This is a genomic window from Kribbella sp. CA-293567 (assembly GCF_027627575.1).
Lineage (GTDB): Bacteria > Actinomycetota > Actinomycetes > Propionibacteriales > Kribbellaceae > Kribbella.
In genome coordinates this window covers 5,002,818-5,025,519 of record NZ_CP114065.1, presented here as the reverse complement: position 1 = coordinate 5,025,519, position 22,702 = coordinate 5,002,818, and the positions used below count along the sequence as shown (strand labels likewise).

The following is a 22,702-nucleotide window of genomic DNA, read 5'->3' as shown; positions in this document are numbered from 1 at the left end:
CGCATGGCGAACCCTGAGCAGACCGCGGAGACCGTCGAGGCCAAGCCGGCGAAGGTGACTCCGGTCGACGACCTGATCAGCACGCAGCACACGCTCACGGCCGGCCGGCGGAAGCTCGAGTACACGGCGACCACCGGCCGGGTGGTGCTGCGTAAAGAGGTCTTCACCGACGGCAAGTCCGACGGGCACGTGCCGAAGGCCGAGGTGTTCCTGACGGCGTACACGCTCGACGATGCCGACCCGGGCAGCCGTCCGGTGACGTTCGCCTTCAACGGTGGGCCGGGCTCGTCGAGCATCTGGCTGCACCTCGGGCTGCTCGGTCCGCGCCGGGTGGTCTCCGGTGACGCCGGCGAGCTCGCGCCGCCGCCGTACGGGCTGGTCGACAACGCGGAGACCCTGCTGAAGGACAGCGACCTGGTCTTCATCGACCCGGTGTCGACCGGCTACTCGCGCGCGGTCGAGGGGGAGAAGCCGGGGGAGTTCCACGGGTTCACCGCCGACCTGGAGTCGGTCGGCGAGGTGATCCGGTTGTGGACGTCACGCAACGGACGCTGGATGTCGCCGAAGTTCCTGGCGGGCGAGTCCTACGGTACGACGCGCGCGGCCGGGCTGGCCGCGCATCTGCAGGACCGGTACGGGATGTACCTGAACGGGATCGTGCTGATCTCGGCGGTGCTGGAGTTCAGCACGCTCGACTTCACGCCCGGCAACGACCTGCCGTTCACGCTCTTCCTGCCGTCGTACGCCGCGGCCGCGCACTACCACGGGCTGATCCCGGACCGGGAGCTCGACGAGGTGCTCGCCGACGCGGAACGGTTCGCGGCCGGCCGGTATCCCAATGCGCTTGCTCAGGGCAACCGGATCCCGGCCGGCTACCGGGCCGAGGTGGTCAGCCGGCTGGCCGGGCTGACCGGGTTGTCGGAGGACTACATCGACCGGGTGAACCTGCGGATCGAGCACACCCGGTTCTTCGCCGAAGTACTGCGGGCGCGGCGTCAGGTGGCCGGCCGGCTGGACGCCCGGTTCACCGGCTGGGACGCGGACGCCGCGGGTGAGACCTCTACCGACGATCCGTCCTTCCGGGCGATCATCGGGCCGTACACGGCGGCGCTGAACCACTACCTGCACGCGGAGCTCGGCTACCACAACGACCTGCCGTACGAGTTCCTCAGCAGCCAGGCGGCCAGGGACTGGTCGTTCAAGGAGTTCGAGAACAACCACGTGACGGTCGCGGACAAGCTGGCCGAGGCGATGCGCGCGAACCCGCACCTGAAGGTGCACGTCGCCTCCGGTCACTACGACTGCGCGACGCCGTACTTCGCCACCGAGCACACGGTCGCGCGGCTGCAGATCCCGGCGGAACTCCGGGACAACATCGAACTTTGCTACTACCCGGCGGGTCACATGATGTACGTGCACGAACCGACCCGGCGGCAGCAGTCCAAGGACCTGGCCGCTTTCATCAAGGGAGCCTCCAACCGATGACGCCAGTCCGACCGGAAGTCGCCGCCACCACAGCGCGGTACCTGGAGCTGATCGACGAGGCACTGCCGGGGCAGGTGACCGGGCTCTACCTCACCGGCTCGGTGCCGCTCGGTGACTTCCGGCCGGGACACAGCGATATCGACGGTGTCGTCGTGGTGGCCGCGCCGCTGCCGGACGCCTCCGCGGCGCGGTCCGTGCACGAGCAGTTGCCCTTGGCCCCCGCTTTTGACGTCACCTACCTGACCGCCGCCGAGCTCGCGGCGCCACCCGACCCGAGCAAGCCGGTGGTCTTCACCCTCGACGGAGTCTTCAAGGAAGCGCCGCTCGGTGGCCCGGTGTCGCCGGTGCTGTGGTCGGAGCTGGCTCGCCAGGCGCTCGCCGTCCGTACTGCGTCCGACCTGGTCGTGCACGACGACCAGGAGGCACTGGAAGCGTTCACCCGCGACAACCTCAAGACCTACTGGACCTCGCAGTTCGACCAGCTGGAGACGAACACCGCCGGGGTTGCCGACGAGGAGCCGGTGGCCGACTGGCTGCTGCCTTGGGTGATACTCGGCGTACCGCGTCTGCACGCACTCCTTGCCACCGGCAACATCATCTCCAAGACCCGCGCCGGCGAACACGCCCTGATCGCCTTCCCCGAGTGGTGCGATCTCCTCAACCGCTGCCTCGACCACCGCGCCGGCAAACCCGAAACCTTCACCATCGCCGACGCCAAAGCCGCTGTCCCCTACGGCCGCAAGGTGATCACCACAGCCCTGGAGCTGTAGGTGGTGCTCTACATCCGCGAACCCGGACCGGTACAGGTGAGCGCGCCGCCGACCGGCGTCGTCCTCGTCGTCGACCGTGCCCCCTGGCTGGATACCCCGGACTGCCCGTTCATCATCGAGGTGTACACCGCACCAGCCTGGCGCCGCCGAGGCCTCGCCCGCGCGCTGGTCACCGAGTGCCTGGCGCACGGTGCCAGGCGCTACGCGTTGAACGTTCTCCCCGGCAACACCGCTGCACTCGAGCTCTATGGAGCATTGGGGTTTCAGCCGGGGTAGATGCGGAAGCCGGCGTTGGTGCGGTGGTCGAAGGAGGCATAGAAGGCCTGGGCGGTGTCGGTGACCAGGTCGCCGTCGAGCGCGACGACACTCGTCGGCCAGTTCTCGGCTTCGCACAGTGCCAGCACACCGCGAGGTGAGCGTGCTGGTACTGCGTGACGGTCACGGAAGGGTGAGGACTTCGGCGCCGGTGTCGGTGACCACCAGGGTGTGCTCGAACTGGGCCGTGCGCGACCTGTCCTTGGTGGTGGCGGTCCAGCCGTCTTCCCACAGGTCGTAGTCGTGGCTGCCCAGGGTGAGCATCGGCTCGATCGTGAACGTCATCCCGGGCTCCATCACGTCGTCGAAGCGCTCGTCGTCGTAGTGCGGGATGATCAGCCCGGAGTGGAACGACGTCGCGATGCCGTGGCCGGTGAAGTCGCGGACCACGCCGTAGCCGAAGCGCTTGGCGTACGACTCGATCACCCGGCCGATGATGCTGACCTGCCGGCCGGGCCTGACCGCCTTGATCCCACGGTTCAGTGCCTCCCGGGTGCGCTCGACCAGCAGCCGGCTCTCCTCGTCGACCTCGCCGACCAGGAAGGTCGCGTTGGTGTCGCCGTGCACGCCGTCGAGGAAAGCGGTGATGTCCACGTTGACGATGTCGCCGTCCTCGAGCGGACGGTCGTCGGGGATGCCGTGGCAGATCACCTCGTTGACCGAGGTGCACAACGACTTCGGGTACCTGCGATATCCGAGCGTCGACGGATAGGCGTTGCGCTCCACCAGGAACTCGTGCCCGACCGCGTCCAGTTCGTCGGTGGTGACTCCCGGCTTCGCGGCCGCGCCGACCGCCTGAAGCGCCTGCGCGGCGAGTTTGCCGGCCACCCGCATCTTCGCGACCAGCTCGGGCGACGTCACGTAGGAACCGTCGTACGGCGTCGGCGACGGTTTGTCGACGTACTCCGGGTAAGGAATGGACGCGGGTACGGGACGGCGAGGCGAGATGCTGCCAGGAGTGAGAAGCGACATGGTGGAATCATTCTAGTGAGCTGTCACAAGACTCCAGGAGGCGGTCAGCCCTTATGAGCGACGATCACAGCAACGAGTGGTACTACAACACCAAGACCGGCAAGGTCGAGCCGTACCAGGGCGAGAAGTCCGCTGACCGGCTCGGACCGTACAGCTCCCCGGAGGAGGCCGCCAGGGCGCTGGACAAGGTCCAGGAACGCAACGAGGCCTGGGACAACGATCCCAAGTGGAACGACGACTGAGGGACCGGCCGTCCGCCGGCGGCGGGCATGACCGAGGGGCACCACCGCGCGGTGGTGCCCCTCGGTCTTTCGGACTGTCCGGTCAGGCTACTTCGCGGCGGCCGTGCGCGCCGGTGCCTTGCGGGCCGGTGCCTTCCGCGCCGACGTCGCCTTCTTGGCGACCGCCGTGCGCGCTGGTGCCTTCTTGGCGGCGACCTTGCGGGCCGGAGCCTTCTTCGCGGCGACCTTGGCCGGAGCCTTCTTGGCCGCGACCTTGGCCGGGGCCTTCTTCGCGGCGACCTTCTTCGCGGTCGCCTTCGCGACGGTCTTCTTCGCGGGTGCCTTCTTGGCCACGGTCTTCTTGGCCGTCACCTTCTTCGCCGGCGCCTTCTTGGCCACCGTCTTCTTGGCGACGGTCTTCTTGGCGGTCACCTTCTTGGCCGGCGTCTTCTTGGCGACCGTCTTCTTGGCGGTCACCTTCTTCGCCGGGGCCTTCTTCGCGACGGTCTTCGTGGCCGGTGCCTTTTTGGCCACGGTCTTCTTGGCGACGGTCTTCTTCGCGACGGCCTTCGCCGGCGCCTTCTTGGCGACCGTCTTCTTCGCGGTCACCTTCTTCGCCGGGGCCTTCTTCGCGGCGACCTTCGTGGCCGGTGCCTTCTTCGCCGCTGTCACCTTCTTCGCCGGAGTCTTCTTGGCCGCGGTGACCTTTCGTGCGGTCGTCGTCGCGGCGCCTGCCTTTTTGGCGACGGTCTTCTTGGCGGGAGAAGCCTTTTTGGCTGTCGCCTTCCCTGCGGCTGCCTTTGTGGCTGGCACTCTGCCTCCTTGGTGCGCTGAGGAAAACCACGGTGGATTCCTCGTCGTCCTGATGATGACAACACTTGTGCCATACGTAAAGCACCCGAAACGCCAGTACGTTAAGGCGTCCACCGGTCGTTTCCGCGGGAATAGTCCGGAAACCCTTGCAGAGTTGGGTTTCCGTCGGCGAGGTAGCCTGCTGTCCGGTGGCAAAGAAATGTTGACGACACGCGCACCAACTTGCCCTCGATCTGCTGTTCCACCGTGCTTTCGACGAAGTGTTGTCATCGGCAACGTCTCCTCGACGGCACCCGACGAAGGGCCCCGGACACATGCGCGACGACCTCGGAACCGTTGTCGAACTGCCTGCTCGTGTACGTCGGGTGGTGAGTATCGTGCCGTCCCTGACCGAGGCGATCGCGGTCACGCACGCGTCGCTGCTGGTCGGCGCGACGGACTGGTGCAGTCATCCCGCGGACCTCGACGTGACCCGGGTACGGGGTACGAAAAACCCCGATGTCGAACTCGTTCGCGAACTCGCGCCCGATGTCGTGATCGCGAATGCCGAAGAGAATCGCGCCGCCGATCTCGACGCGTTACGCGCGAGTGGCGTGCCGGTCTGGGTGACCGCGCCGACCACGGTGGCGCAATCCCTGGACTCACTCGACCGAATGCTCGGCGCCGTCACCGGCGAAGTACCGCGGTGGCTCGGGCAGGCGCGAGAAGTCTGGAGTACGCCGTACGACGGACCGCGCCGGCGGGCGCTGATTCCGATCTGGCGGCGGCCCTGGATGGCGCTGGGCCGGGATACTTTCGCGGGCGATCTGCTGCAAAGACTGGGGATCGACAATGTGCTCGCACAATCATCCGAGCGGTATCCGAAGTTCGATCCGCGGGACTTACCGGAGTACGACCTGGTGGTGCTGCCGGACGAGCCCTATGCGTTCGCCGCCGACGACGGCCCGGAAGCGTTCGAGCGGCCCGCGCGCACCGTGAGCGGTCGGCACCTGACCTGGTACGGACCGTCACTGGTCACCGCCCAGGCGGTGCTGACCGAACAGCTGGGGTGACGTGCGACACGATCACTGAGATCTCAGGTAGACGGTTAGGGGAGCCTCACCTACTCTTGCCTGGTGCCGTCCATGACTGCGAAGAAGAAGTGCTGCAAGGACAAGCCGAGGTGCAAGAAGTGCCCGGTCGTCCTCAAGCGGCTGGCCGATGCCGGCTGCGCCGAGCGCCTCGACCTGCGCCACTACATCGTGGACAAGAAGCTCTCGAAGAAGGTCCTCAAGCAGGCTCGCTCCCGCTGACCGGCGCACCGACTGGGCCGTGGACCGGAGCAGCGGTCAGGACGCCTCGCGGTAGCGGATCGCCTCGACCGCCCGCCGGACCAGGTCGGGGATGGTGATGTGGGCGGCCTGACCGGTCGCCTCCAGCTCGTCGGGATGCCACCAGCCGTGCGCGCTGATCGTCTCCAGTTCGAGCTGCTCCTGGTTGGCGAAGCTCACCTCCACCGTCTCCACGCCGACGGCGAAGAAGGTCTGGTGCTGGATGATCCGGCAGCCGCCCCACTCGAACTCGATCTCGTTCGTCGCCACCGGGGCGCCGAGCTGCTCGGCCGGCAGCACGATGCCGACCTCCTCGCGCAGTTCGCGACTACCGGCCTGCTCGACGGTCTCGCCCGCCTCGACGCCGCCGCCGATGGTGAACCAGTACGGCGTCTGCGGTTTCAGCGGGTCCCAGCCGTGCAGCAGCAACACCTTGCCGTCCGGGCGGACAGGCAGGACACGGGCCGTCGTACGCCGGACGACGGTGCCGGGCGGTGGCAGGCGGGAGTCGGTCACACCTCAAAACGCTAGACGACACAGGCGGTCCGGCGACGCGTCGCGCGGCGCGTCTCTTCGCGACGTCCGAATACGGGCGCCCGGCAACAGGTGTTGTTCACCGGTGAGACGATCTCTGTATGACTTCGCGGATCGGCCTCGGACTGGCGGCACTCGGGCGGCCGGGCTACATCAACCTGGGCCACGATCAGGACCTGCCGCCGGGACGCGAGATCGATGATCTTCGCCTGCGCACGCACGAGTTGCTGGAGCAGGCCTGGGCGGCCGGCGTACGGTACTTCGACGCCGCGCGTTCCTACGGTTTGGCGGAGACGTTCCTGGGGGAGTGGCTCACGCCGGAGCGGCGTAGCAGGCTCACGGTCGGATCGAAGTGGGGTTACACCTACGTCGCCGACTGGCGCCACGACGCGGAGACGCACGAGGTGAAGGACCATTCCCTGGCGACGTTCGAACGGCAGTGGCCGGAGACCTTGCAGGCGTTGGGAGGCCGGCCTGACTTCTATCTGGTGCACAGTCTGACGGCGGACAGCCCGGCGCTCGACGATGCGAAACTGCTGGACCGGCTGCGCGAACTGGCGGACAGCGGCGTACGGGTCGGGTTGTCGACGAGTGGACCGCGGCAGGCCGAGACGTTGCGTAGGGCACTGTCTCTGGAAACGCCCTTCACTGCGGTCCAGTCCACCTGGAACGTGCTCGAGACCTCAGCCGGCGCGGCGCTCGCCGAGGCACATGACGCGGGATGGTTCGTGGTCGTGAAGGAAGCCGTGGCCAACGGGCGCCTGACCGCTAGGGCGGGCGGCACGTCCTTCAATGCCTTCGCCGCTCAACACGGCGTCGCTCCGGACTCGCTGGCCATTGGAGCCGCCGCCGCGCAACAGTGGGCAGACGTGGTGCTCAGCGGTGCCACTACTGCGGGCCAGCTCGAGAGCAACCTCGCTCCAGCGCTCGCAGGGCCCTTGGACGAGTTCATCCAGGAGCCCTACGAGTACTGGTCGGAGCGTTCGGCGCTGCCGTGGATCTAGTTCAGGGCTAGAAGGTGTGCTCGTCAGCGGGGAACGAGCCGTTGGCCACTTCCGCTGCGTAGGTGGCGGCAGCGTTGGTGAGGATGCCGCGCAGATCGGCGTACTGCTTGACGAAGCGGGGCATCTGTCCGGCCCGCATGCCGGCCATGTCCTGCCAGACGAGCACCTGCGCATCGGTGTCGCGGCCGGCGCCGATGCCGATTGTCGGGATCGGGATCCGCTTGGTGATCTCGGCCGACACGTCGCCCGGCACCATCTCGAGGACGAGGGAGAAGGCGCCTGCCTCGGCGAGCGCGACCGCGTCGTCGATCAGCGCGGCGGCCTGGTCGCCACGGCCCTGCACGCGGTACCCACCGATCGTGTGCTCGCTCTGCGGGGTGAAGCCGATGTGGGCCATCACCGGGATGCCGGACTGGGTCAGCTTCTCCACCGCCGGTACGACGGTGCGTCCGCCTTCCAGCTTGACCGCGTGCGCGCCGGCTTCCTTCATGAACCGGACGGCGGTGTGGAAAGCCTGCTCGGGCGAGGCCTGGTACGAGCCGAACGGCAGGTCGGCGACCACCAGCGCGCGATCGACGGCACCGGCGACGGCGCGGGCGAGCGGGATCAGTTCGTCGACGGTGACACGGAGAGTGGACTCGTAGCCGAAGACGTTGTTGGCGGCGGAGTCACCGACCAGCAGGACCGGGATGCCGGCCTGGTCGAAGATCTCGGCGGTGTACTGGTCGTAGGCGGTCAGCATCGCCCACTTCTCGCCGCGGTTCTTCATGTCGCGGAGGTGGTGGATGCGGTATCGCCGCGGGCGCTTGCTCGCGTCGGCGGGGGTGGCCGAGGTGTTGGCGGCCGGTGCGCCGGGGGAGGGAGTGCCGGCTGCGGAGCCGGGTGAAGGGATGCCGGCTGCGGAGTTGTTGCCGGGGGAGGGCATGGCGGCTGCGGAGTGCGAGCCGGGTGAGGAGACGCCTGCTGCGGAGTTGCTGCCGGGTGAGGAGATGCCTGCTGCGGAACTCGGGCTGGGCGAAGGGGCGCCTGTTGCGGAGCTGGTGCCGGCTGCGGGAGCGCCTGCTGTGGGGCTCGTGCCGGGTGTGGAAGCGCCAGCGGGGGAGCTCGTGCCGGGTGAGGAAGCGCCTGCAGTGGGGCTCGTGCCGGGTGTGGAAGCGCCGCCGGCGGAGCTCGTGCCGAGTGCGCTCAGTGGGTTGGCTTCGCTGTGCTGGTGGCCCGCGTTGGAGGCGTTGCCTGGTTGGCCGGGTGCTGCTGGGTGACCGGGTGCGCCGGCTGGCTGCGAGGTGTTGCCGGCGCTCTCGGCGGTGGTGGGCTCTGCCGGTGACTCGGGCTTGGCCGGGGAGACGCCGGCGCCGGCTCGGCGGGCGCGGTGGGAGCTGACGGGAGCCTCGGGCACCTGGCTGGGCGCGTCCTGCTGTACGTCGGCCCGGCGACGAGCGCCTGCCCGTCGTTCCGGTTTGCTCTCCTGTGTGGAGTTGGTCGACGTGGGGACAGCGTTCATCGGTGCGTTGCTCTCGTACTCCGCGGAAGGGTCGGTCGGATAGCCGTTGGCCGAGCTGGATGCGCTGGCGGGCGGTGCGGTGGCCGGGGTCGGCGCGCTCCCCGTCCAGCCCGTCTGTCCCTGGCCGGCGGGTGCGGGGCGGCTGGCGGGTCCGCTCTGCTCCGGTGCCTGCGCTGGGTGCTGGGTGCTCGCGGCTGGGGTGTTGCTGGTTGGTGCTGTTGAAGCCTGGCTGCTGCTGCTGCTGCTGCTGCTGCTGTTGCTGGGTGCGGTGGTGCCGGGCCCGGGACCGCTGGAACCGTCGTTTCCTGGCTCGGTGCCTTCGCGGACGCCCGAGTTGCTGGGGTCGGCGGAGGCGCGGCCGTTGGGCGAGCGGCGGCCGTTCGAGGTCCCGGCCGGTGGGAGGCCGGCGGGTGGTGGTGGCGGGGTCGGAGCGGAAAGGCCGTTGGAGCTGGCCGGACGTGACTCAGCACCCGCCTGCGTCCAGCCGTTGGAGCTGGGCGTGCGCGGCTGGGGGTTGTCCTGGGCCGAGCCGTTGGTACCGGGTGAGCGCGGCTCCGGGGTGTCTTGGGGCCAGCGGTTGGAGCTGGAGGTCCGTGGCTGTGGGTTGTCCGAGGTCCAGCCGTTCGAGCCGGCTATGCGGGATTCCGGGCTGTCCTGAGTCCAGCCGTTCGAGCCGGGTGTGCGTGGCTCGGGGTTGTCCTGGGTCCAACTGCTCGAGCCGGGTGTGCGGGGCTCCGGGGTGTCTTGGGACCAGCGGTTGGAGTTGGGTGTGCGCGGCTCGGGGTTGTCCTGGGACCAACGGTTGGAGCTGGGTGTGCGCGGCTCGGGGTTGTCCTGGGTCCAGCCGTTGGAGCTTGGGGTGCGTGGCTCGGGTTGGGTCCAGCCGTTGGAGTGTGCGCTCGACTCCGGGCCGGCTTGCGTCCAGCCGTTGCTGGACGGGGTGCCGTTGGTGGAGCTGTGGGGTGGGACGCCGTTGCCGGGTGAGCTGAGGGGGCCGTTTCCGGGGTGGCCTACGGTGCCGATGCTTGCCGGGCCTGGGATGCCGGGGCGTGCTGGGGGTTGGGCGCTTGGTGCTTGCCCGGGGGCGCCGGGGCCTGGCGCGCCGGGCGGCGTACCGGGTGCTGGTTGTGCTGGGCGGCCAGGCGGAGGACCGCTGATGCCGTTGCGGACAGGGCCGAACGGGCTCTGCTGCGACGAGGCGGGCGGCTGCTGACGGAAGGGCGACTGCTCCTGCGCAGCACGGTCCTGCGCAGCACGGTCCTGCGCAGCGCGCTCCTGCGCAACGCGGTCCCGGGCGCCCGGATCTTGTGCGCCACGGTCCTGCGCAACACGCTCTTGCTTCGCCCGCTCGGCCGCAGCGCGAATCTGGGCAAACTGCTCCTGCGCAACACGCTCTGCCGCAGCATTCTCCTGCGCGGCCCGTTCCTGAGCAGCACGCTCGTGCAATGCGCGCTCGTGCCCACCACGCTCTGCGGCGCCGCGTTCCTGGGCAGCCCGTTCCAGTCCGACACGTTCCTGCGCACCGCGTTCGTGCGCGACGGGTTCGTGGGTACCGCGTTCGTGTGCGGCTCGTTCCAGCCCAATGCTTTCTGCCGCAGCACGCTCTCGAACGGCACGCTCAGCTGCAGCACGTTCCTGCGCAGCGCGCTCGTGTAGTACGCGCTCTTGCCCGCCCCGCTCTGCTGCAGCACGTTCCCGCGCAGCTCGTTCCGCTGCAGCGCGCTCGGCCGCGATCCGCTCCTGACCGGCTCGCTCCCGCGCAGCGCGTTCCTGCGCCGCACGTTCTTGCGCCGCACGTCCTTGCGCAGCGCGTTCTTGCGCAGCACGTTCCTGTGCCGCGCGTTCCGCGCCTGCGCGGTCGACGATGGGGCGTTCCTGGGTCGGCTGGTCGTACGACGGGCGGGGGGCGAACGGCGACGATTCCTCGAAGCTGCTGGGCTCGCGGTACGGGTCTCGCTCACCCCACGGGGCCGCGTCGGTGTACTGCTCCGGTTGGTAGCCGCCGGCCGGGTAGTCGGGCTCCGGCCGGAAGGGTGGTTTCGGGACGTACGGCTGTTGCGGCACGGGACCGCGTTCGTACGAGCGTGGCGCGTTCGGCAGCGACGGTGCCGGGTCGAGGCCGCCCAGGGTGGAACGGTCGCTCCAGCGGCCGTCGGTGGGGCGGTCGGCGTAGCCGTAGTCCGAGCGGTGCTGATCCTCGGTTGTCCGGTTCTTCGGTCCGGTCCCGTACGGCGCCGGCAGTTCGTCGTCGGCGTCGCCGTTGGTACCGGCCGACATGAAGTTGTCAACCATGGGCTCATCGTCCCACCGTTGCGGAGGGTGAGCGCCACCGGTCGGCGCTGAGGGATCGCTCACACCTGACGCGTCAGGAGACCTGCGCTCGGGCACGCTGAAGGAGTCAGCCTGCTCGGGATCCTCGGGCGGAAAGAACGGGCTGTCGTTGAACGGGCGGTTACGCCAAGAGCCACTCAGCTGTCTGCTGCCCCTCTGGTAGTTGCACGCCTCGCGTCCTCACGCCATGCACTCGTGATCGGCAGTCTCCGGTCGCGGCCGAAGGCCTTGTGGGTGATCTTCGGACCCGGAGGATACTGCCGCCGTTTGTACTCCGCCTTGTCGACCAGCTGGATCACCTTGCTCACCAGCTCGGTGTCGAAGCCGGCCGCGACCAGTTCCGCCGTCCCGCGATCCTGTTCGACGTAGTCGTCGAGCATGTCGTCCAGCAGGTCGTACGGCGGCAGCGAGTCGGTGTCGACCTGCCCCGGCCGCAGCTCCGCCGACGGCGGTTTGACGATCGCGTTCTCCGGGATCGGCGGCTGCAGACCGCGATCCTTCGCGTCCGCGTTGCGCCACTTGGCCAGCCGCCAGACCACCGTCTTCGGCACGTCCTTCAGCGGCGCGTAGCCACCGACCGAGTCGCCGTAGATCGTCGAGTAGCCGACGGCCAGTTCGGATTTGTTGCCGCAGGCAAGCACCAGGTGGCCGTCGGCGTTCGACAGCCCCATCCAGATCACCGCCCGGACCCGGGCCTGCAGGTTCTCCTCGGCCAGCCCGGTCAGCCCGAGCGTGTCCAGGAACGGCTGCACCATCGGCTGGATCGGGATCACCCGGTAGTTCAGTCCGGTCCGGGCCGCGAGCTCGGCCGCGTCGTCCTTGGAGTGGTCACTGGAGTACACGCTCGGGTTGGAGATTCCGAAGACGTGCTCGGCGCCGATCGCGTCGCAGGCGATCGCGGCGACCAGCGAGGAGTCGATCCCGCCGGACAGCCCGAGCAGCACCGACCTGAACCCGTTCTTGCGCACGTAGTCCCGCAGTCCCAGCACGATGGCGCCGTACATCTCGGCCTCGTCCGGCAACCGCGACGCCAGCGCCGAAGCGATCGGCTCGTACGCCGGCAGCGGCTCCTCGTGCAGCACGGTGTGGTCGATCCGGATGCCCTGGTGCGAACCACCCGGCGTACCGGTCGCGGCCGGCAGTTCGAGATCGACGACCATGCTGCCCTGCTCGAACTGCGGCGCCCGGGCGAACACCTTGCCCGCGGCATCGGCGATCAGCGAGTCACCGTCGAAGACGAGTTCGTCCTGTCCGCCGACCAGGTTCACGTAGGCCAGCGAACAACCCGCCTCGCGCGCCCGCCGGCTGACCAGCTCGCCACGGAAGTCGTCCTTGTTCGCTTCGTACGGCGAACTGTTGACGACCAGCAGCAGCCCGGCGTCGGCCGCCCGGGTCGCGGCCACCGGACCGCCTTCCTGCCAGAGGTCCTCGCAGATCACCACCGCGACGTCGACACCGTGGACCCGGATCACCTGCAGGCTGTCGCCGGGGACGAAGTGCCGGTACTCGTCGAAGACGCCGTAGTTCGGCAGGTGGTGCTTCACTGCCGAGGTGACCACCTCGCCGCGGTGCAGCACGGCCGCGGCGTTCGTCGGCGAACCCTTCGGGCGGCCGAGCCGGTCGATACCCATCGCCGTACCGGAAGCGCGGTCGAGGTAGCCGACCACCACCACGATCTCGCCGAGTCCTTCGTCGGCCAGCCGTTTCGCCAGCTTCTCGACGTTGGCCTGCGAGGCGGCCACGAACGACGCCCGCAGGGCCAGGTCCTCGACCGGATAGCCGGTCAGCGCCAGCTCGGGAAACGCGACCAGGTGGGCACCGCGCTCGACGGCGTTGCGGGTCCAGGTGACGATCTTGCCGGCATTGCCGTCCACGTCACCGACCGTGACGTTGAGCTGAGCGAGGGCAACCCGGAGCTGAGGCACGGCAGCACCCTACTGGCAGACGTCCGGTCCGAAGGTCTTCTCGTCAGATACTTTGTGAAGCTGTGAGGTAGCCGGCCGGCCGGTGCACTGGAGGGGTGACCTCAGAACCGATCGATCAGGCCGCCGGTGGACCGACCGGACTGCGCGCCCGCGCGCTCGGACCGGACCTCACCCGCGGATTCATGCTGCTGTTCATCGCGCTGGCGAACTCGCACTACTTCCTGCGGAGCCCGTCGGTTCTCGGCGGCTTTCCGCAGGACGGATCGGCCGTCGACAACGCGGTGGTGCTGCTGATCGCGGCTTTCGTCGACGGGCGCGCGTTCCCCTTGTTCGGTCTGCTCTTCGGCTACGGCGTCGCCCAGATCGCGCGCCGGCAGGCCGAGACCGGTCGCGATCCACGGGCGGTACGCCGGCTGCTGTGGCGGCGCAGCCTGTTCCTGATCGTGGCCGGCTTCGTCGACGGATTGCTGTTCTACGTCGGCGACATCCTGGCGGCGTACGGCGTGCTGTTGTTCGCCGGCGTCTGGGCGCTCCGCTGGAGGGACCGCACGCTGATCGTGGTCGCGATCCTCTTCCTGCTGCTGACCTCGATCCCCGGCGACGGGTCCATGACGATCAGCGCGGACGGTCCGGACGCGACGATGCTGCCGCCGGACCTGCTGGCCGGGGTGGCGGACCGGATCCTGTTCTACCCGTTCATCGCCTTCCTCGGACCGATCGGCTTCTGCTGTCCCTTCCTGATCGGCCTGTGGGCCGGGCGGCGCCGGATCCTCGAGCGGCCGGCCCAGCACATTCGGCTGCTGACCTGGACGGCGGTGCTCGGCATCGCGGCCTCCGTCGCGGGCGGTCTGCCGATCGCGCTGGTGCTGGCCGGGGTCGTCGGCAAGCCGAGTCAGGACGTCCTGCATCTGCTCGGCCCGCTGCACGACTCGTCCGGAGTACTGGGTGGCTTCGGGTATGCGGCGCTGATCTCAATGATCGCGCTGCGCATCGGTCGCGACCACGGCCTGGTGGCCGAGGCCGTCGCCGCGGTCGGTCAACGGTCACTGACCTGCTACCTGATCCAGTCCGTCGTCTGGGTCGTTGCCTTCACCCCGTACCTCGCGGATCTGTCCGGCGAGCTCACCATCACCACGACAGCGTTGCTGGCCGGTGTGACCTGGCTGGGCACTGTCGGGCTGGCCTACTGGATGCATCTGCGCTCGTACCGCGGACCGATGGAGCTCCTGGTCCGCAGGGTCACCTATGGCAGGTCCGCCGCCGCGATCTCGGCCGTATAGCTGGTGATCGCGACCAGGTAGCCCTCGCTGAACTCGTACACATCGCAGGACCGGACGATCGAGCTCTGCCACTTGTGGTCCACGTACTTGGCGATCGAGTCGATGGCGACGGAGTCCGGTCCGGCGATCGTCTTGAAGCGGAGGAACTGGGTGGTCGTCCGCTCGAGCTGCGCCAGCGACTGCTCGCAGGCGTGCCGCACCTGCTCGATCCCTTCGAGCCGGGCGGCGCCCACCAGCGTCCACTGCACCTGCGGGTGCAGGAAGTCGTAGATCTCCCGGAACTGGTGGCTGGAGAATCCTTCGGCCACCTGCTGAATCGTCGGCATCCGCCGATGCTAGCGCGCCGTGCCAGAGGTTCCGTCAGTCCAGGAAGGCCAGCACCCGGCTGATCAGCAGCTTGGTCGCGTCCTCGTCGTAGGCCGGCAGCGACGAGTCGCTGAACAGGTGCTCCTTGCCCGGGTAGAGGAAGAGTTCGGCCTCGCCGGGAGCGGCGGCGACCAAGGCCTTGGCCGCGTCCAGATCGCCGCCTTCCTCGATGAAGAACGGGTCCTGCTCCATCGCGTGCACCTGGACGGGAACGCCGGCGGGCCAGCTCTCGCCGAACTCGGAGACCGGGATGCAGCCGTGCAGCAGCAGCGCGCCGCGGGCGCCCGGACGAGTCTGGGCCAGCTCCTGCGCGGGCATCGCGCCGAGCGACAAGCCGGCGTACACCAGGCCGTTGGCCGCGCCGCCGTTCAGCGCGTCGGCCGCGGCCAGGCCGCGCTCCTTCACGACGCCGAAGCCGGTCTGCCGCGCGTAGTCGATGCCCTCGTCGAGAGTCTCGAAGACCTTGCCTTCGTACAGGTCCGGGAGGTGGACGACATGCCCGGCCTCGCGAAGGCTGCCGGCGAAGGCACGCACTCCCTCGGTGAGTCCCTGCGCGTGGTGGAACAGCACGATCTCAGCCATCGTCAGCTCTTTCCTGCGGTGAATGATCCAAGAATATGGAACGTTCCGCGATGTTAGTCTGATGTGACCATGACAAGCAATCCCCTCGTCCCGGACTACGAGCTCGAGGACACCATCGAGCTCACCACCGCCGAGCAGGTGAAGGCGATCAGCGATCCGCTGCGGACCTCGATCCTGCAGTTGCTGCACGAACGCGCCGCGACGGTGACCGAGCTGGCGGCGGCGGTGAAGCGGCCGAAGAGCACGGTCGCGCACCACGTCAACGTGCTCGCCGACGCCGGCCTGCTGCGCGTGGTGCGGACCCGCCGGGTCCGGGCGATCGAGGAGCGGTACTACGGCCGCGCGGCCCGGATGTTCTACTACGGCCTCGGCCGGAGCACGGGGCTGGTGGACTTCAACGACTTCGAGGTGGCGGCGAGGGAGTCGGTCGGTGCCTACGACGCCGGCCAGTTGCGCTCGTTCATCCGGCACGCCAGGATCCCCGACGAACGGGTGGCGGAGTTCTGGAAGCAGGTCCAGGAGTTGATCCACGACTTCGACAAGCTGCCGCGGTCGGGCGACACGACGTACGGCTTCACGGTGGGTGTCTATCCGGTGAACGACTACCCGACCCTGCCGCCGCGGGCCGACGAAACCAGCTGATACCAGGCTTGGTGTGTAATGGCGGGCGTGGTGACGAAGCAGCAGCAGCCGATCGAGGACGTCCGGCTGGGCCCGGTGGGCAAGGCGATCCGGGTGGTGGTGGCCGTGGTCGGACTCGTCCTGCTGGTCAACGGCTCGGTCCGCGCCAGTGACGACGCCTGGCCGTTCGGCCCGATGTCGCAGTACGCCGGGTCGGTGGCCGACGACGCTTCGATCACCTACACCCGGATCAGCGCCCGGACCGATGCCGGTACGACGGTCGACGTACCGCTCAACATCGAGGGGGCCGGCGTGGCCCGGGCCGAGATCGAGGCGCGGACCGGTGAGATCGTGAAGGACCCGTCGCTGCTGCAGGCGGTGGCCGACGGCTGGGCGCGCAAGCACCCGGACCAGCCGAAGTACGTGAAGCTCGAGCTGATCCGGGACACCACCACGCTGGTGGAGGGCAAGGTCGCCGGCGATCCCGTGCCGGAGGTCCTCGCGACCTGGCAGGTCCGCCGATGAGCGCCCCGGCACCAGTCGTCCCGGCACCGGTCGTTCCGGCGTCGCGAGGGCAGCGGATCGCGAGCTGGTTCACCCCGAAGATCGCGCTGGCCCGGATCGCCTGGCTGCGCACGATCCTCTACCTGTTCGTCATCCTCGACATGCACGCGTTCGTCCGTGACACCCGGCTCAAGGGTGAGCAGCCCGGTCTCTACCAGCCGCTGTTGCTGGCACGGATCTTCGACCTGCCCAAGCCGTCGGTCGCCAACACGACCACCCTGTACGTCGTCCTGATCGTCTTCTGCCTGATCGGCGCGACCAACCGGCTGCCCAGACTGGCGGGCTGGATCGTAGCGCCGGCCTTCACCTGGTGGGTGCTGATCGGGATGAGCGACGGCAAGGTCGACCACGACCACCTCGCGCTCGTGGTCGCTCTGTGGGTGCTGCCGACCGTGGCGCCGCGGACCAAGGGCTGGAACCGGTCGTGGCGCCGGGAGGTGTCGCCGTACGCGGATCAAACCACGTCGGAGGCCGCCGGCTGGGCAATCCGGTGTGTGCAGCTCTCGGTGATCGCCACCTACTTCCTGTCGGCCGTCGCCAAACTGCGCGGCGCCAACTGGACCCTGGCCTGGCCGGGCAGCGCGATCCTCACCTGGGCGATCGTGCGCCGTCCGCATCCGGTGGGGGAGTGGCTGCTGCAGTACCCGTGGATGCTGCACGTGATGCAGTGGGTCGGCATCGTCGGGGAGTTCTGCTCGCCGGTCATCCTCTGGCTCAAGGGCCGGTGGCAACTGCTCGGTGCCTTGTTCTTCATCGGCTTCCACGTCGCGAACACGGCGATCCTGCTGATCCACTTCCTGCCGACCGTCGTCTGCTGGCTCGCCTTCGCTCCGCTGGAGCGGGTGGTGCCGTGGTTCCGGCGGCGCCGGTCAGACCGCCACGCCGGAGAGGCCGAAGACGAGACCGAAGATGGCCGGCAGCCCGAGCAGCAGGCCGGCCCGGAGGCGGAAGCGGCGACCGCCGGGGCCCGGCGTACGGACGACGCGGGACAGGACAGCGCCGGCGTAGCCGAAAACGAGCGCGGCGAGCAGGATCTGCTTGGTCGGCAGCCCGGCGTCTGAGTGGGTCAGCCCGAGTGTGACGAGTCCCGGGCAGCAGAACGCGAACATGCCGAAGCCGAGCTCGGGAATCGGCAGCCAGCGGCGGCCCAGGACGTCCAGCTCGGCGGGGCGGCGGCGCTGGATCGACCGGACGAACCGGCCCGTGCTGAGCAGCAGGTCGCTGGCGCAGAGAACGGCAGCGAGGATCAGCGCCACCTGGAAGATCGTCTGCACGAGAGGAGACTAGAGCCTTATCGCCCTTCAGGGGGAGGGAGGGCGCATGCTGGCGTGCCGCCGGGCATCTTCTCGCGGTTGTTCGCGATCAGGCGGTAGACCCCGGCCGCGATCCAGCGCACGGGCGGGAGCGTGATCAGCGTCCCGAGCGCCCGCCACGGTCCGCCGGTGTGGATCAGCCAGCGCGCGAACGCCTGGGCGCCGCCGTGGATCACGCCCGTCGCGTCCACCCACAACACCTCGTACCGCGCGCGCTCCGCCGTCGTCCCGTAGGCCGCCAGGTCGGTGAACTGCCAGGGCTCCACCGGCACCGCGCCACCGAGCCGTCGCTGCAGCCAGCGGGCGCTCGTCGTACAGAAGGCACAGTCGCCGTCGAAGATCAGAATGGGGGTCGGGGGCACGTTGTCCACAGTACCGGTGGGCCGAGTGCGCGCGATCTCTCCTCGAACACGTAACGTCTGCTTAACACGCCCGGGGCAGACTGTGTGAGGCCCCCGGCAACCAGGCTGGACAGCAGGAGAGGTGGACTCGCCGATGGACAAGCAGCAGGAGTTCGTACTGCGCGCGCTCGAGGAGCGCGACGTACGGTTCGTGCGGCTCTGGTTCACCGATGTGCTCGGGTTCCTCAAGTCGGTGGCGGTGGCGCCGGCCGAGCTGGAGGGCGCGTTCGCCGAGGGGATCGGGTTCGACGGGTCCGCGATCGAGGGCTTCGCCCGGGTCACCGAGGCCGACATGCTGGCCAAGCCGGACCCCTCGACGTTCCAGATCCTGCCCTGGCGGGGCGAGACGATGGGCACTGCGCGGATGTTCTGCGACATCAACATGCCCGACGGCTCGGCCTCCTTCGCCGACCCGCGGCACGTGCTGAAGCGGACCCTGTCGAAGGCGGCCGACCTCGGCTTCACCTTCTACACCCACCCCGAGATCGAGTTCTACCTGTTCAAGTCGCTGACCGGCGCGCCCGGGACGTACCCCGAACCGGTCGACTCGTCCGGCTACTTCGACCACACCCCGCAGGGCATCGGCAACGACTTCCGCCGCGAGGCGATCACGATGCTGGAGTCGATGGGCATCTCGGTCGAGTTCAGCCACCACGAGGGCGGACCGGGCCAGCAGGAGATCGACCTGCGGTACGCCGACGCGCTGAGCACCGCCGACAACATCATGACGTTCCGGGTGGTGGTGAAGGAGGTCGCGCTGTCGCAGGGCATCTACGCGTCCTTCATGCCGAAGCCGCTGAGCGAGCACCCCGGTTCGGGGATGCACACCCACATGTCACTGTTCGAGGGTGACCGGAACGCGTTCTTCGAGGGCGGCGCGCAGTACCAGCTGTCCAAGACCGGCCGCGCCTTCATTGCCGGCCTGCTGCACCACGCGGCCGAGATCACCGCGGTGACGAACCAGTGGGTCAACTCCTACAAGCGGCTCGCCGTCGGCGACGAGGCCCCGTCGTTCATCTCATGGGGGCACAACAACCGGTCCGCGCTGGTCCGGGTGCCGATGTACAAGCCGCACAAGGGTCAGTCCTCGCGGGTCGAGTTCCGGTCGCTGGACTCGGCGGCCAACCCGTACCTCGCCTTCGCGCTGATGCTGGCGGCCGGGCTGAAGGGCATCGAAGAGGGCTACGAGCTGCCGCGCGAGGCCGAGGACGACGTCTGGTCGCTGACGCCGCGCGAACGCAAAGCGCTCGGGATCAAGCCGCTGCCGAGCAGCCTCGCCGAGGCGATCTCGGCGATGGAGGACAGCGAACTGGTGGCCGAGACGCTCGGTGAGCACGTCTTCGACTTCTTCCTGCGCAACAAGCGGGCCGAGTGGCAGGACTACCGCAAGCAGGTCACGCCGTTCGAGCTGAACAAGCTGCTGCCGGTCCTCTGATCGCCGACCCCCGGCGCGCGAGCTGCGACCGGGTCGCACGTAGTTACTGTCCGCCGTGCTGAAGCGGTAAATAGTTTCCTGAGGCGTCATCCACTGGATGCCCGGAGCGCGTCAAATGTCGTTTCATGCGGCGATGGCTGGTGTGCTCCGGGATGATCCTGTTCCTGCTCGGCGGTGGCGTGGCCACGAGCACCGCCGAGGCGCACGTGATCGCCACGGCCGGCTACTCGACCGTGACCCAGGACGGCGACCAGGTTTCCTACCTGCTCAGCCTCCGGGTCGATCGGGGGCGTTGGAGCGATCTGCGCTCGACGGGTGAGTTCACCTGGTACGCCGCCCTGCCGGCCGGGCTGAAGAAGCCGATCGGGCCGCACTTGGTCGAGGTGGAGGTCGAGGACGAGGACGGTGCTCGGTGGACCGCGACCTCGGACTTCACCTTCACCGCCGACAAGGCGATCGTGCCCGTGGCCGGTGCCGACTGGTCGCAGCACCACGGGGACGCCGCCCATGCGGGAGTCGCGGGTGATGCAGTGGAGGCCGGGCAGCGACTGGCCTGGTCGTACCGGACCAAGGGCACCTTCCTGACCGGCTCGCCCGCGATCGTCGACGGTGTCGTGTACGCCGGGTCGCGGGACGAGAACGGTGAGGGCAACAGCGCTGTGCACGCGGTGTCGCAGGCAACCGGTCAGGTGCTGTGGACCTATCAGGTGCCGTCGTCGGTGCACGGCAGCATCGTGATCGCCTACGACCTGGCGACCGGCAAGAAGCTGTGGACCGGCACCGACACCTTGGGTGGCTGGCAGGACGGCATCCCGTCGGCGGGCGGCGGCAAGGTTTTCATCGGGTCGAACAACGGGATCGTGGCCCGCGATGGCGCGACCGGCGCCGTGCTGTGGAGCTACACCAGTTCGCATCCGTCGCTGGTCAACGGTGGGGCGACTCCGTCGGCTGCCGCGATCAAGGGCAACACGGTCTACATGTCCTTCCCGAGTGGTGCCGTCGTTGCTCTGAACGCGACGACCGGTGCTGTGATCTGGGATCAGCTGCTGCCGGGATCGACGTACCGGGTGGGTCTTTCACCTCACCGGCCCTGTCGGGGAACACATTGTTCGTGGGCGCCAACAGCGGTGGCTTCTACGCGCTCGACGCCGGTACTGGCCAGCCGTTGTGGCAGCAGAACCTCGGTACCTGGGTGGCTGCGGGCCCCGCGGTCAGCGGCAACACTGTGGTGGTGGGAGCGCTGGACGGCAATCTCTACGCTTTCACCCCGGGCGGTACGGCGGCAGCGCGGTGGCCGGTGGTGACCGGAACGGTGACGAACCAGGTCACCGGCGCGCCGGCGGTCAGCACCACGGTCAGCGTGGTGCGGGACGGTGCCTCGATCGGCAGCAGCACTACCGATGCTGCAGGCAACTACCGCCTCGGGCTGCCGGCGGGCGCAGGCAAGTACACGATCCAAGTGGCGCAACTCGGCTTCGCGACGGCTTCGCGGGAGGTCGAGGTGGTCGCCGGGGGAACGGTCGAGGTGAACCTGGAGATCTCACCGGTGAACGTCGACGCGAGTACCGGCAAGCGGCTGCCGAGTGGGCTGGTCGAAGGCGGCCCGCGGGATGTGGTGATCGAGAACAAGCAGCTGGCGATGGCGATCGCGAAGGTCTCCAACGATCCGCAGCTGAGCCAGTCGACCACCGGCAAGGTGCTCGACCTGGCGATCACCGGTCAGCCGGACCAGCTGGACTGGATCAATCTGCCCTACGTGAGCACGGCCGAACCGGTGGGTGGCAACGCGTGGGCGCAACTGCAGACGCGCTCGAACGACGTACAGGTCGTCGAGAACAGCGGGACCAAGGCCGTGGTCCGGGTGACCGGCACGTCGGCGGAGCATCCCGGGCTGAAGATCGTCACGACCTACACCGCGACGCCGGACGAGCAGTTCATCACCGCGGCGACGACCTTCACGAACGACTCGGCTGCCGCGTTGTCGGTCTGGGCAGGTGACGCCATGGACCACGACGGACCCGGCTCTCGCTCTGCCGTCTCCGGCTTCGCTCCGGTCACCTCCGGCGGCCCGTTCAGTCAGGTGCCGAACGCGAACCGCTGGATCGCCCAGGCGGGCACCAGCCCCGACAACCAGACCTACGGCCTGATCTACACCGCGGCCAGTGGTCCGTTCACCGGCTACTCCCAGAGCAACTTCACGATGAGCAAGTTCAAGCTCGAGCTCGCCCCGGGGGCCGGTCACACCATCACCCGCAAGATCGTCGCCGCCTCGAACGGAGGCGCCGCCGACAAGTTCGCGGTACTGAACCAGATCCCGGCCGGGTAGCAGCGTCAGCTGGCGCCGGCGCGTTCGTGCGCGCTCCACCGCGTGGTCGCGGTGGAGTGGCGGTACGGCGCGTCGGTGCCGGCGTCGGTGCCCGGGCGGAGCGTGGTGAGGCCGGTGATCTCGGGCTCGGGAACGCGGTCGGTCACGGCGGTGGCGTCGGGCTCCAGAGCGTTGACCTCCTCGACGGTGAGCAGGCCGACCGGGCGGACGCCCTCGGTGATCACGACGAGGTTGCCGGGGACCACCTGCTGGGCGCGGTTGCCCTTGGCCGGCACCAGGATGCCTTCCGCGGGGGTTCGCCAGGCGCCTGGTGCGAAGCGCCGGAGCGACAGCCCGGCCTGCCCGTCTTCCGCGGTCCTCGGTGGGAGGTAGGCGGTTGCTGTGTAGTCGTAGTCGTAGTCCGGCTCGGGCGGCCCGGACACCCGCCCACCCTGCTGGGGCGTCAACCAGACCACCGTGCCCCGAACAGCGAGCGACCCCGTCATCATGACCATAACGAGTCATCATGCCGACTACAGCCCGAATATGCCAAGCCACTCCGTGTGTTGGCCGCAATCTCGTCGCGATCCGGCCGTGTACCGGCTGAGATTTGCTGTGAAGTTGCGATAAGCACCGGACGTGGCTCGCGGAGCG

At 68.8% G+C, this 22,702-nt stretch carries 27 protein-coding genes; 17 read left to right on the top strand and 10 right to left on the bottom strand.

Annotated features, from left to right (window positions below; translation table 11 throughout):
* The first annotated feature begins 3 nt into the window (after window positions 1-3).
* From OX958_RS22980 to OX958_RS22970, 3 genes are read left to right on the top strand one after another with little or no spacing between them, the layout of a single operon-like run.
* Window positions 4-1,485 carry a S10 family peptidase gene (locus OX958_RS22980; protein ID WP_270131267.1) on the top strand — a complete coding sequence of 494 codons (1,482 nt, stop codon included), beginning with the start codon at window positions 4-6 and terminating at the stop codon, window positions 1,483-1,485.
* Window positions 1,482-2,255 (top strand): nucleotidyltransferase domain-containing protein, encoded by a 774-nt coding sequence (locus OX958_RS22975; RefSeq protein ID WP_270131266.1) that lies wholly within the window; start codon window positions 1,482-1,484, stop codon window positions 2,253-2,255. Before OX958_RS22980 ends, OX958_RS22975 begins: the two co-directional genes overlap by 4 nt.
* Entirely contained in the window at window positions 2,256-2,531 is a 276-nt protein-coding gene (locus tag OX958_RS22970; protein WP_270131265.1) for a GNAT family N-acetyltransferase, read from the top strand.
* Here the strand turns inward: OX958_RS22970 and OX958_RS22965 are convergent.
* Window positions 2,519-2,659, bottom strand: a complete 141-nt coding sequence (locus OX958_RS22965) for a hypothetical protein (RefSeq protein WP_270131264.1) — start codon at window positions 2,657-2,659, stop codon at window positions 2,519-2,521. The genes OX958_RS22970 and OX958_RS22965 overlap by 13 nt on opposite strands.
* Before the next feature lie 34 nt (window positions 2,660-2,693).
* On the bottom strand, window positions 2,694-3,542 hold the full coding sequence (map, locus tag OX958_RS22960) for a type I methionyl aminopeptidase (RefSeq protein WP_270131263.1): 849 nt from the start codon (window positions 3,540-3,542) through the stop codon (window positions 2,694-2,696).
* A 53-nt stretch (window positions 3,543-3,595) separates the two neighbouring features.
* Between map and OX958_RS22955 the strand changes: the two genes are divergently transcribed.
* The gene (locus OX958_RS22955; RefSeq protein WP_270131261.1) at window positions 3,596-3,784 is read left to right on the top strand and encodes a hypothetical protein; all 189 of its coding nucleotides are present in this window, start codon (window positions 3,596-3,598) and stop codon (window positions 3,782-3,784) included.
* A gap of 87 nt (window positions 3,785-3,871) precedes the next feature.
* Here the strand turns inward: OX958_RS22955 and OX958_RS22950 are convergent, their stop codons facing one another.
* On the bottom strand, window positions 3,872-4,576 hold the full coding sequence (locus OX958_RS22950; RefSeq protein ID WP_270131260.1) for a histone H1-like repetitive region-containing protein: 705 nt from the start codon (window positions 4,574-4,576) through the stop codon (window positions 3,872-3,874).
* A gap of 377 nt (window positions 4,577-4,953) precedes the next feature.
* On the opposite strand from OX958_RS22950, the gene OX958_RS22945 reads away from it, so the two are divergent.
* Together OX958_RS22945 and OX958_RS22940 are read left to right on the top strand one after the other, a co-directional pair.
* The gene (locus tag OX958_RS22945; protein WP_333486410.1) at window positions 4,954-5,628 is read left to right on the top strand and encodes a helical backbone metal receptor; all 675 of its coding nucleotides are present in this window, start codon (window positions 4,954-4,956) and stop codon (window positions 5,626-5,628) included.
* A 63-nt stretch (window positions 5,629-5,691) separates the two neighbouring features.
* Entirely contained in the window at window positions 5,692-5,868 is a 177-nt protein-coding gene (locus OX958_RS22940; protein WP_270139214.1) for a hypothetical protein, read from the top strand.
* A gap of 36 nt (window positions 5,869-5,904) precedes the next feature.
* Here OX958_RS22940 and OX958_RS22935 read toward each other — a convergent pair whose 3' ends face one another.
* Window positions 5,905-6,402, bottom strand: a complete 498-nt coding sequence (locus OX958_RS22935; RefSeq protein WP_270131256.1) for an NUDIX hydrolase — start codon at window positions 6,400-6,402, stop codon at window positions 5,905-5,907.
* Between the two features lie 119 nt (window positions 6,403-6,521).
* Here OX958_RS22935 and OX958_RS22930 point away from each other — a divergent pair, with 119 nt between their 5' ends.
* Window positions 6,522-7,424 carry an aldo/keto reductase gene (locus tag OX958_RS22930; RefSeq protein ID WP_270131254.1) on the top strand — a complete coding sequence of 301 codons (903 nt, stop codon included), beginning with the start codon at window positions 6,522-6,524 and terminating at the stop codon, window positions 7,422-7,424.
* Between the two features lie 7 nt (window positions 7,425-7,431).
* Here OX958_RS22930 and panB read toward each other — a convergent pair whose 3' ends face one another.
* Complete coding sequence (gene panB, locus OX958_RS22925; RefSeq protein ID WP_270131253.1) at window positions 7,432-8,193, bottom strand: 3-methyl-2-oxobutanoate hydroxymethyltransferase; 762 nt, start codon at window positions 8,191-8,193, stop codon at window positions 7,432-7,434.
* A 16-nt stretch (window positions 8,194-8,209) separates the two neighbouring features.
* On the opposite strand from panB, the gene OX958_RS22920 reads away from it, so the two are divergent.
* From OX958_RS22920 to OX958_RS22910, 3 genes are all read left to right on the top strand, one after another.
* Window positions 8,210-8,683, top strand: coding sequence for a hypothetical protein (locus OX958_RS22920; protein WP_270131251.1), 474 nt, complete (start codon window positions 8,210-8,212; stop codon window positions 8,681-8,683).
* 288 nt (window positions 8,684-8,971) lie between these two features.
* Window positions 8,972-9,583: a hypothetical protein gene (locus OX958_RS22915; RefSeq protein WP_270131249.1), complete on the top strand. Its 612-nt coding sequence runs from the start codon at window positions 8,972-8,974 to the stop codon at window positions 9,581-9,583.
* Between the two features lie 467 nt (window positions 9,584-10,050).
* Complete coding sequence (locus OX958_RS22910) at window positions 10,051-10,581, top strand: hypothetical protein (RefSeq protein WP_270131248.1); 531 nt, start codon at window positions 10,051-10,053, stop codon at window positions 10,579-10,581.
* A gap of 812 nt (window positions 10,582-11,393) precedes the next feature.
* On the opposite strand, the gene OX958_RS22905 is transcribed toward OX958_RS22910, so the two are convergent.
* Complete coding sequence (locus tag OX958_RS22905) at window positions 11,394-13,181, bottom strand: NAD+ synthase (RefSeq protein ID WP_270131246.1); 1,788 nt, start codon at window positions 13,179-13,181, stop codon at window positions 11,394-11,396.
* Between the two features lie 95 nt (window positions 13,182-13,276).
* Here OX958_RS22905 and OX958_RS22900 point away from each other — a divergent pair, with 95 nt between their 5' ends.
* Window positions 13,277-14,461 carry a DUF418 domain-containing protein gene (locus OX958_RS22900; protein WP_270131244.1) on the top strand — a complete coding sequence of 395 codons (1,185 nt, stop codon included), beginning with the start codon at window positions 13,277-13,279 and terminating at the stop codon, window positions 14,459-14,461.
* On the opposite strand, the gene OX958_RS22895 is transcribed toward OX958_RS22900, so the two are convergent.
* Window positions 14,425-14,787 (bottom strand): nuclear transport factor 2 family protein, encoded by a 363-nt coding sequence (locus OX958_RS22895; protein ID WP_270131243.1) that lies wholly within the window; start codon window positions 14,785-14,787, stop codon window positions 14,425-14,427. The two genes, OX958_RS22900 and OX958_RS22895, sit on opposite strands and share 37 nt — an antisense overlap.
* Window positions 14,788-14,821: 34 nt before the next feature.
* Window positions 14,822-15,409: a dienelactone hydrolase family protein gene (locus OX958_RS22890; RefSeq protein WP_270131242.1), complete on the bottom strand. Its 588-nt coding sequence runs from the start codon at window positions 15,407-15,409 to the stop codon at window positions 14,822-14,824.
* Between the two features lie 69 nt (window positions 15,410-15,478).
* Between OX958_RS22890 and OX958_RS22885 the strand changes: the two genes are divergently transcribed.
* From OX958_RS22885 to OX958_RS22875, 3 genes are read left to right on the top strand one after another with little or no spacing between them, the layout of a single operon-like run.
* Window positions 15,479-16,051 (top strand): ArsR/SmtB family transcription factor, encoded by a 573-nt coding sequence (locus OX958_RS22885; protein ID WP_270131240.1) that lies wholly within the window; start codon window positions 15,479-15,481, stop codon window positions 16,049-16,051.
* Window positions 16,052-16,081: 30 nt separating this feature from the next.
* Window positions 16,082-16,555, top strand: a complete 474-nt coding sequence (locus OX958_RS22880; protein WP_270131239.1) for a hypothetical protein — start codon at window positions 16,082-16,084, stop codon at window positions 16,553-16,555.
* Complete coding sequence (locus tag OX958_RS22875; RefSeq protein ID WP_270131237.1) at window positions 16,552-17,655, top strand: HTTM domain-containing protein; 1,104 nt, start codon at window positions 16,552-16,554, stop codon at window positions 17,653-17,655. Before OX958_RS22880 ends, OX958_RS22875 begins: the two co-directional genes overlap by 4 nt.
* A gap of 230 nt (window positions 17,656-17,885) precedes the next feature.
* Here OX958_RS22875 and OX958_RS22870 read toward each other — a convergent pair whose 3' ends face one another.
* The gene (locus tag OX958_RS22870; protein ID WP_270131236.1) at window positions 17,886-18,269 is read right to left on the bottom strand and encodes a thiol-disulfide oxidoreductase DCC family protein; all 384 of its coding nucleotides are present in this window, start codon (window positions 18,267-18,269) and stop codon (window positions 17,886-17,888) included.
* 133 nt (window positions 18,270-18,402) lie between these two features.
* Between OX958_RS22870 and glnA the strand changes: the two genes are divergently transcribed.
* The 3 genes from glnA (at window position 18,403) to OX958_RS22855 (ending at window position 22,069) form a co-directional block, all read left to right on the top strand.
* Window positions 18,403-19,743 (top strand): type I glutamate--ammonia ligase, encoded by a 1,341-nt coding sequence (gene glnA, locus OX958_RS22865; protein WP_270131235.1) that lies wholly within the window; start codon window positions 18,403-18,405, stop codon window positions 19,741-19,743.
* Window positions 19,744-19,868: 125 nt separating this feature from the next.
* Window positions 19,869-21,047: an outer membrane protein assembly factor BamB family protein gene (locus OX958_RS22860; protein WP_442913220.1), complete on the top strand. Its 1,179-nt coding sequence runs from the start codon at window positions 19,869-19,871 to the stop codon at window positions 21,045-21,047.
* Complete coding sequence (locus OX958_RS22855) at window positions 20,936-22,069, top strand: carboxypeptidase regulatory-like domain-containing protein (RefSeq protein ID WP_442913294.1); 1,134 nt, start codon at window positions 20,936-20,938, stop codon at window positions 22,067-22,069. Before OX958_RS22860 ends, OX958_RS22855 begins: the two co-directional genes overlap by 112 nt.
* A 5-nt stretch (window positions 22,070-22,074) precedes the next feature.
* On the opposite strand, the gene OX958_RS22850 is transcribed toward OX958_RS22855, so the two are convergent.
* Entirely contained in the window at window positions 22,075-22,563 is a 489-nt protein-coding gene (locus tag OX958_RS22850) for a hypothetical protein (protein WP_270131233.1), read from the bottom strand.
* Window positions 22,564-22,702: the final 139 nt, after the last annotated feature.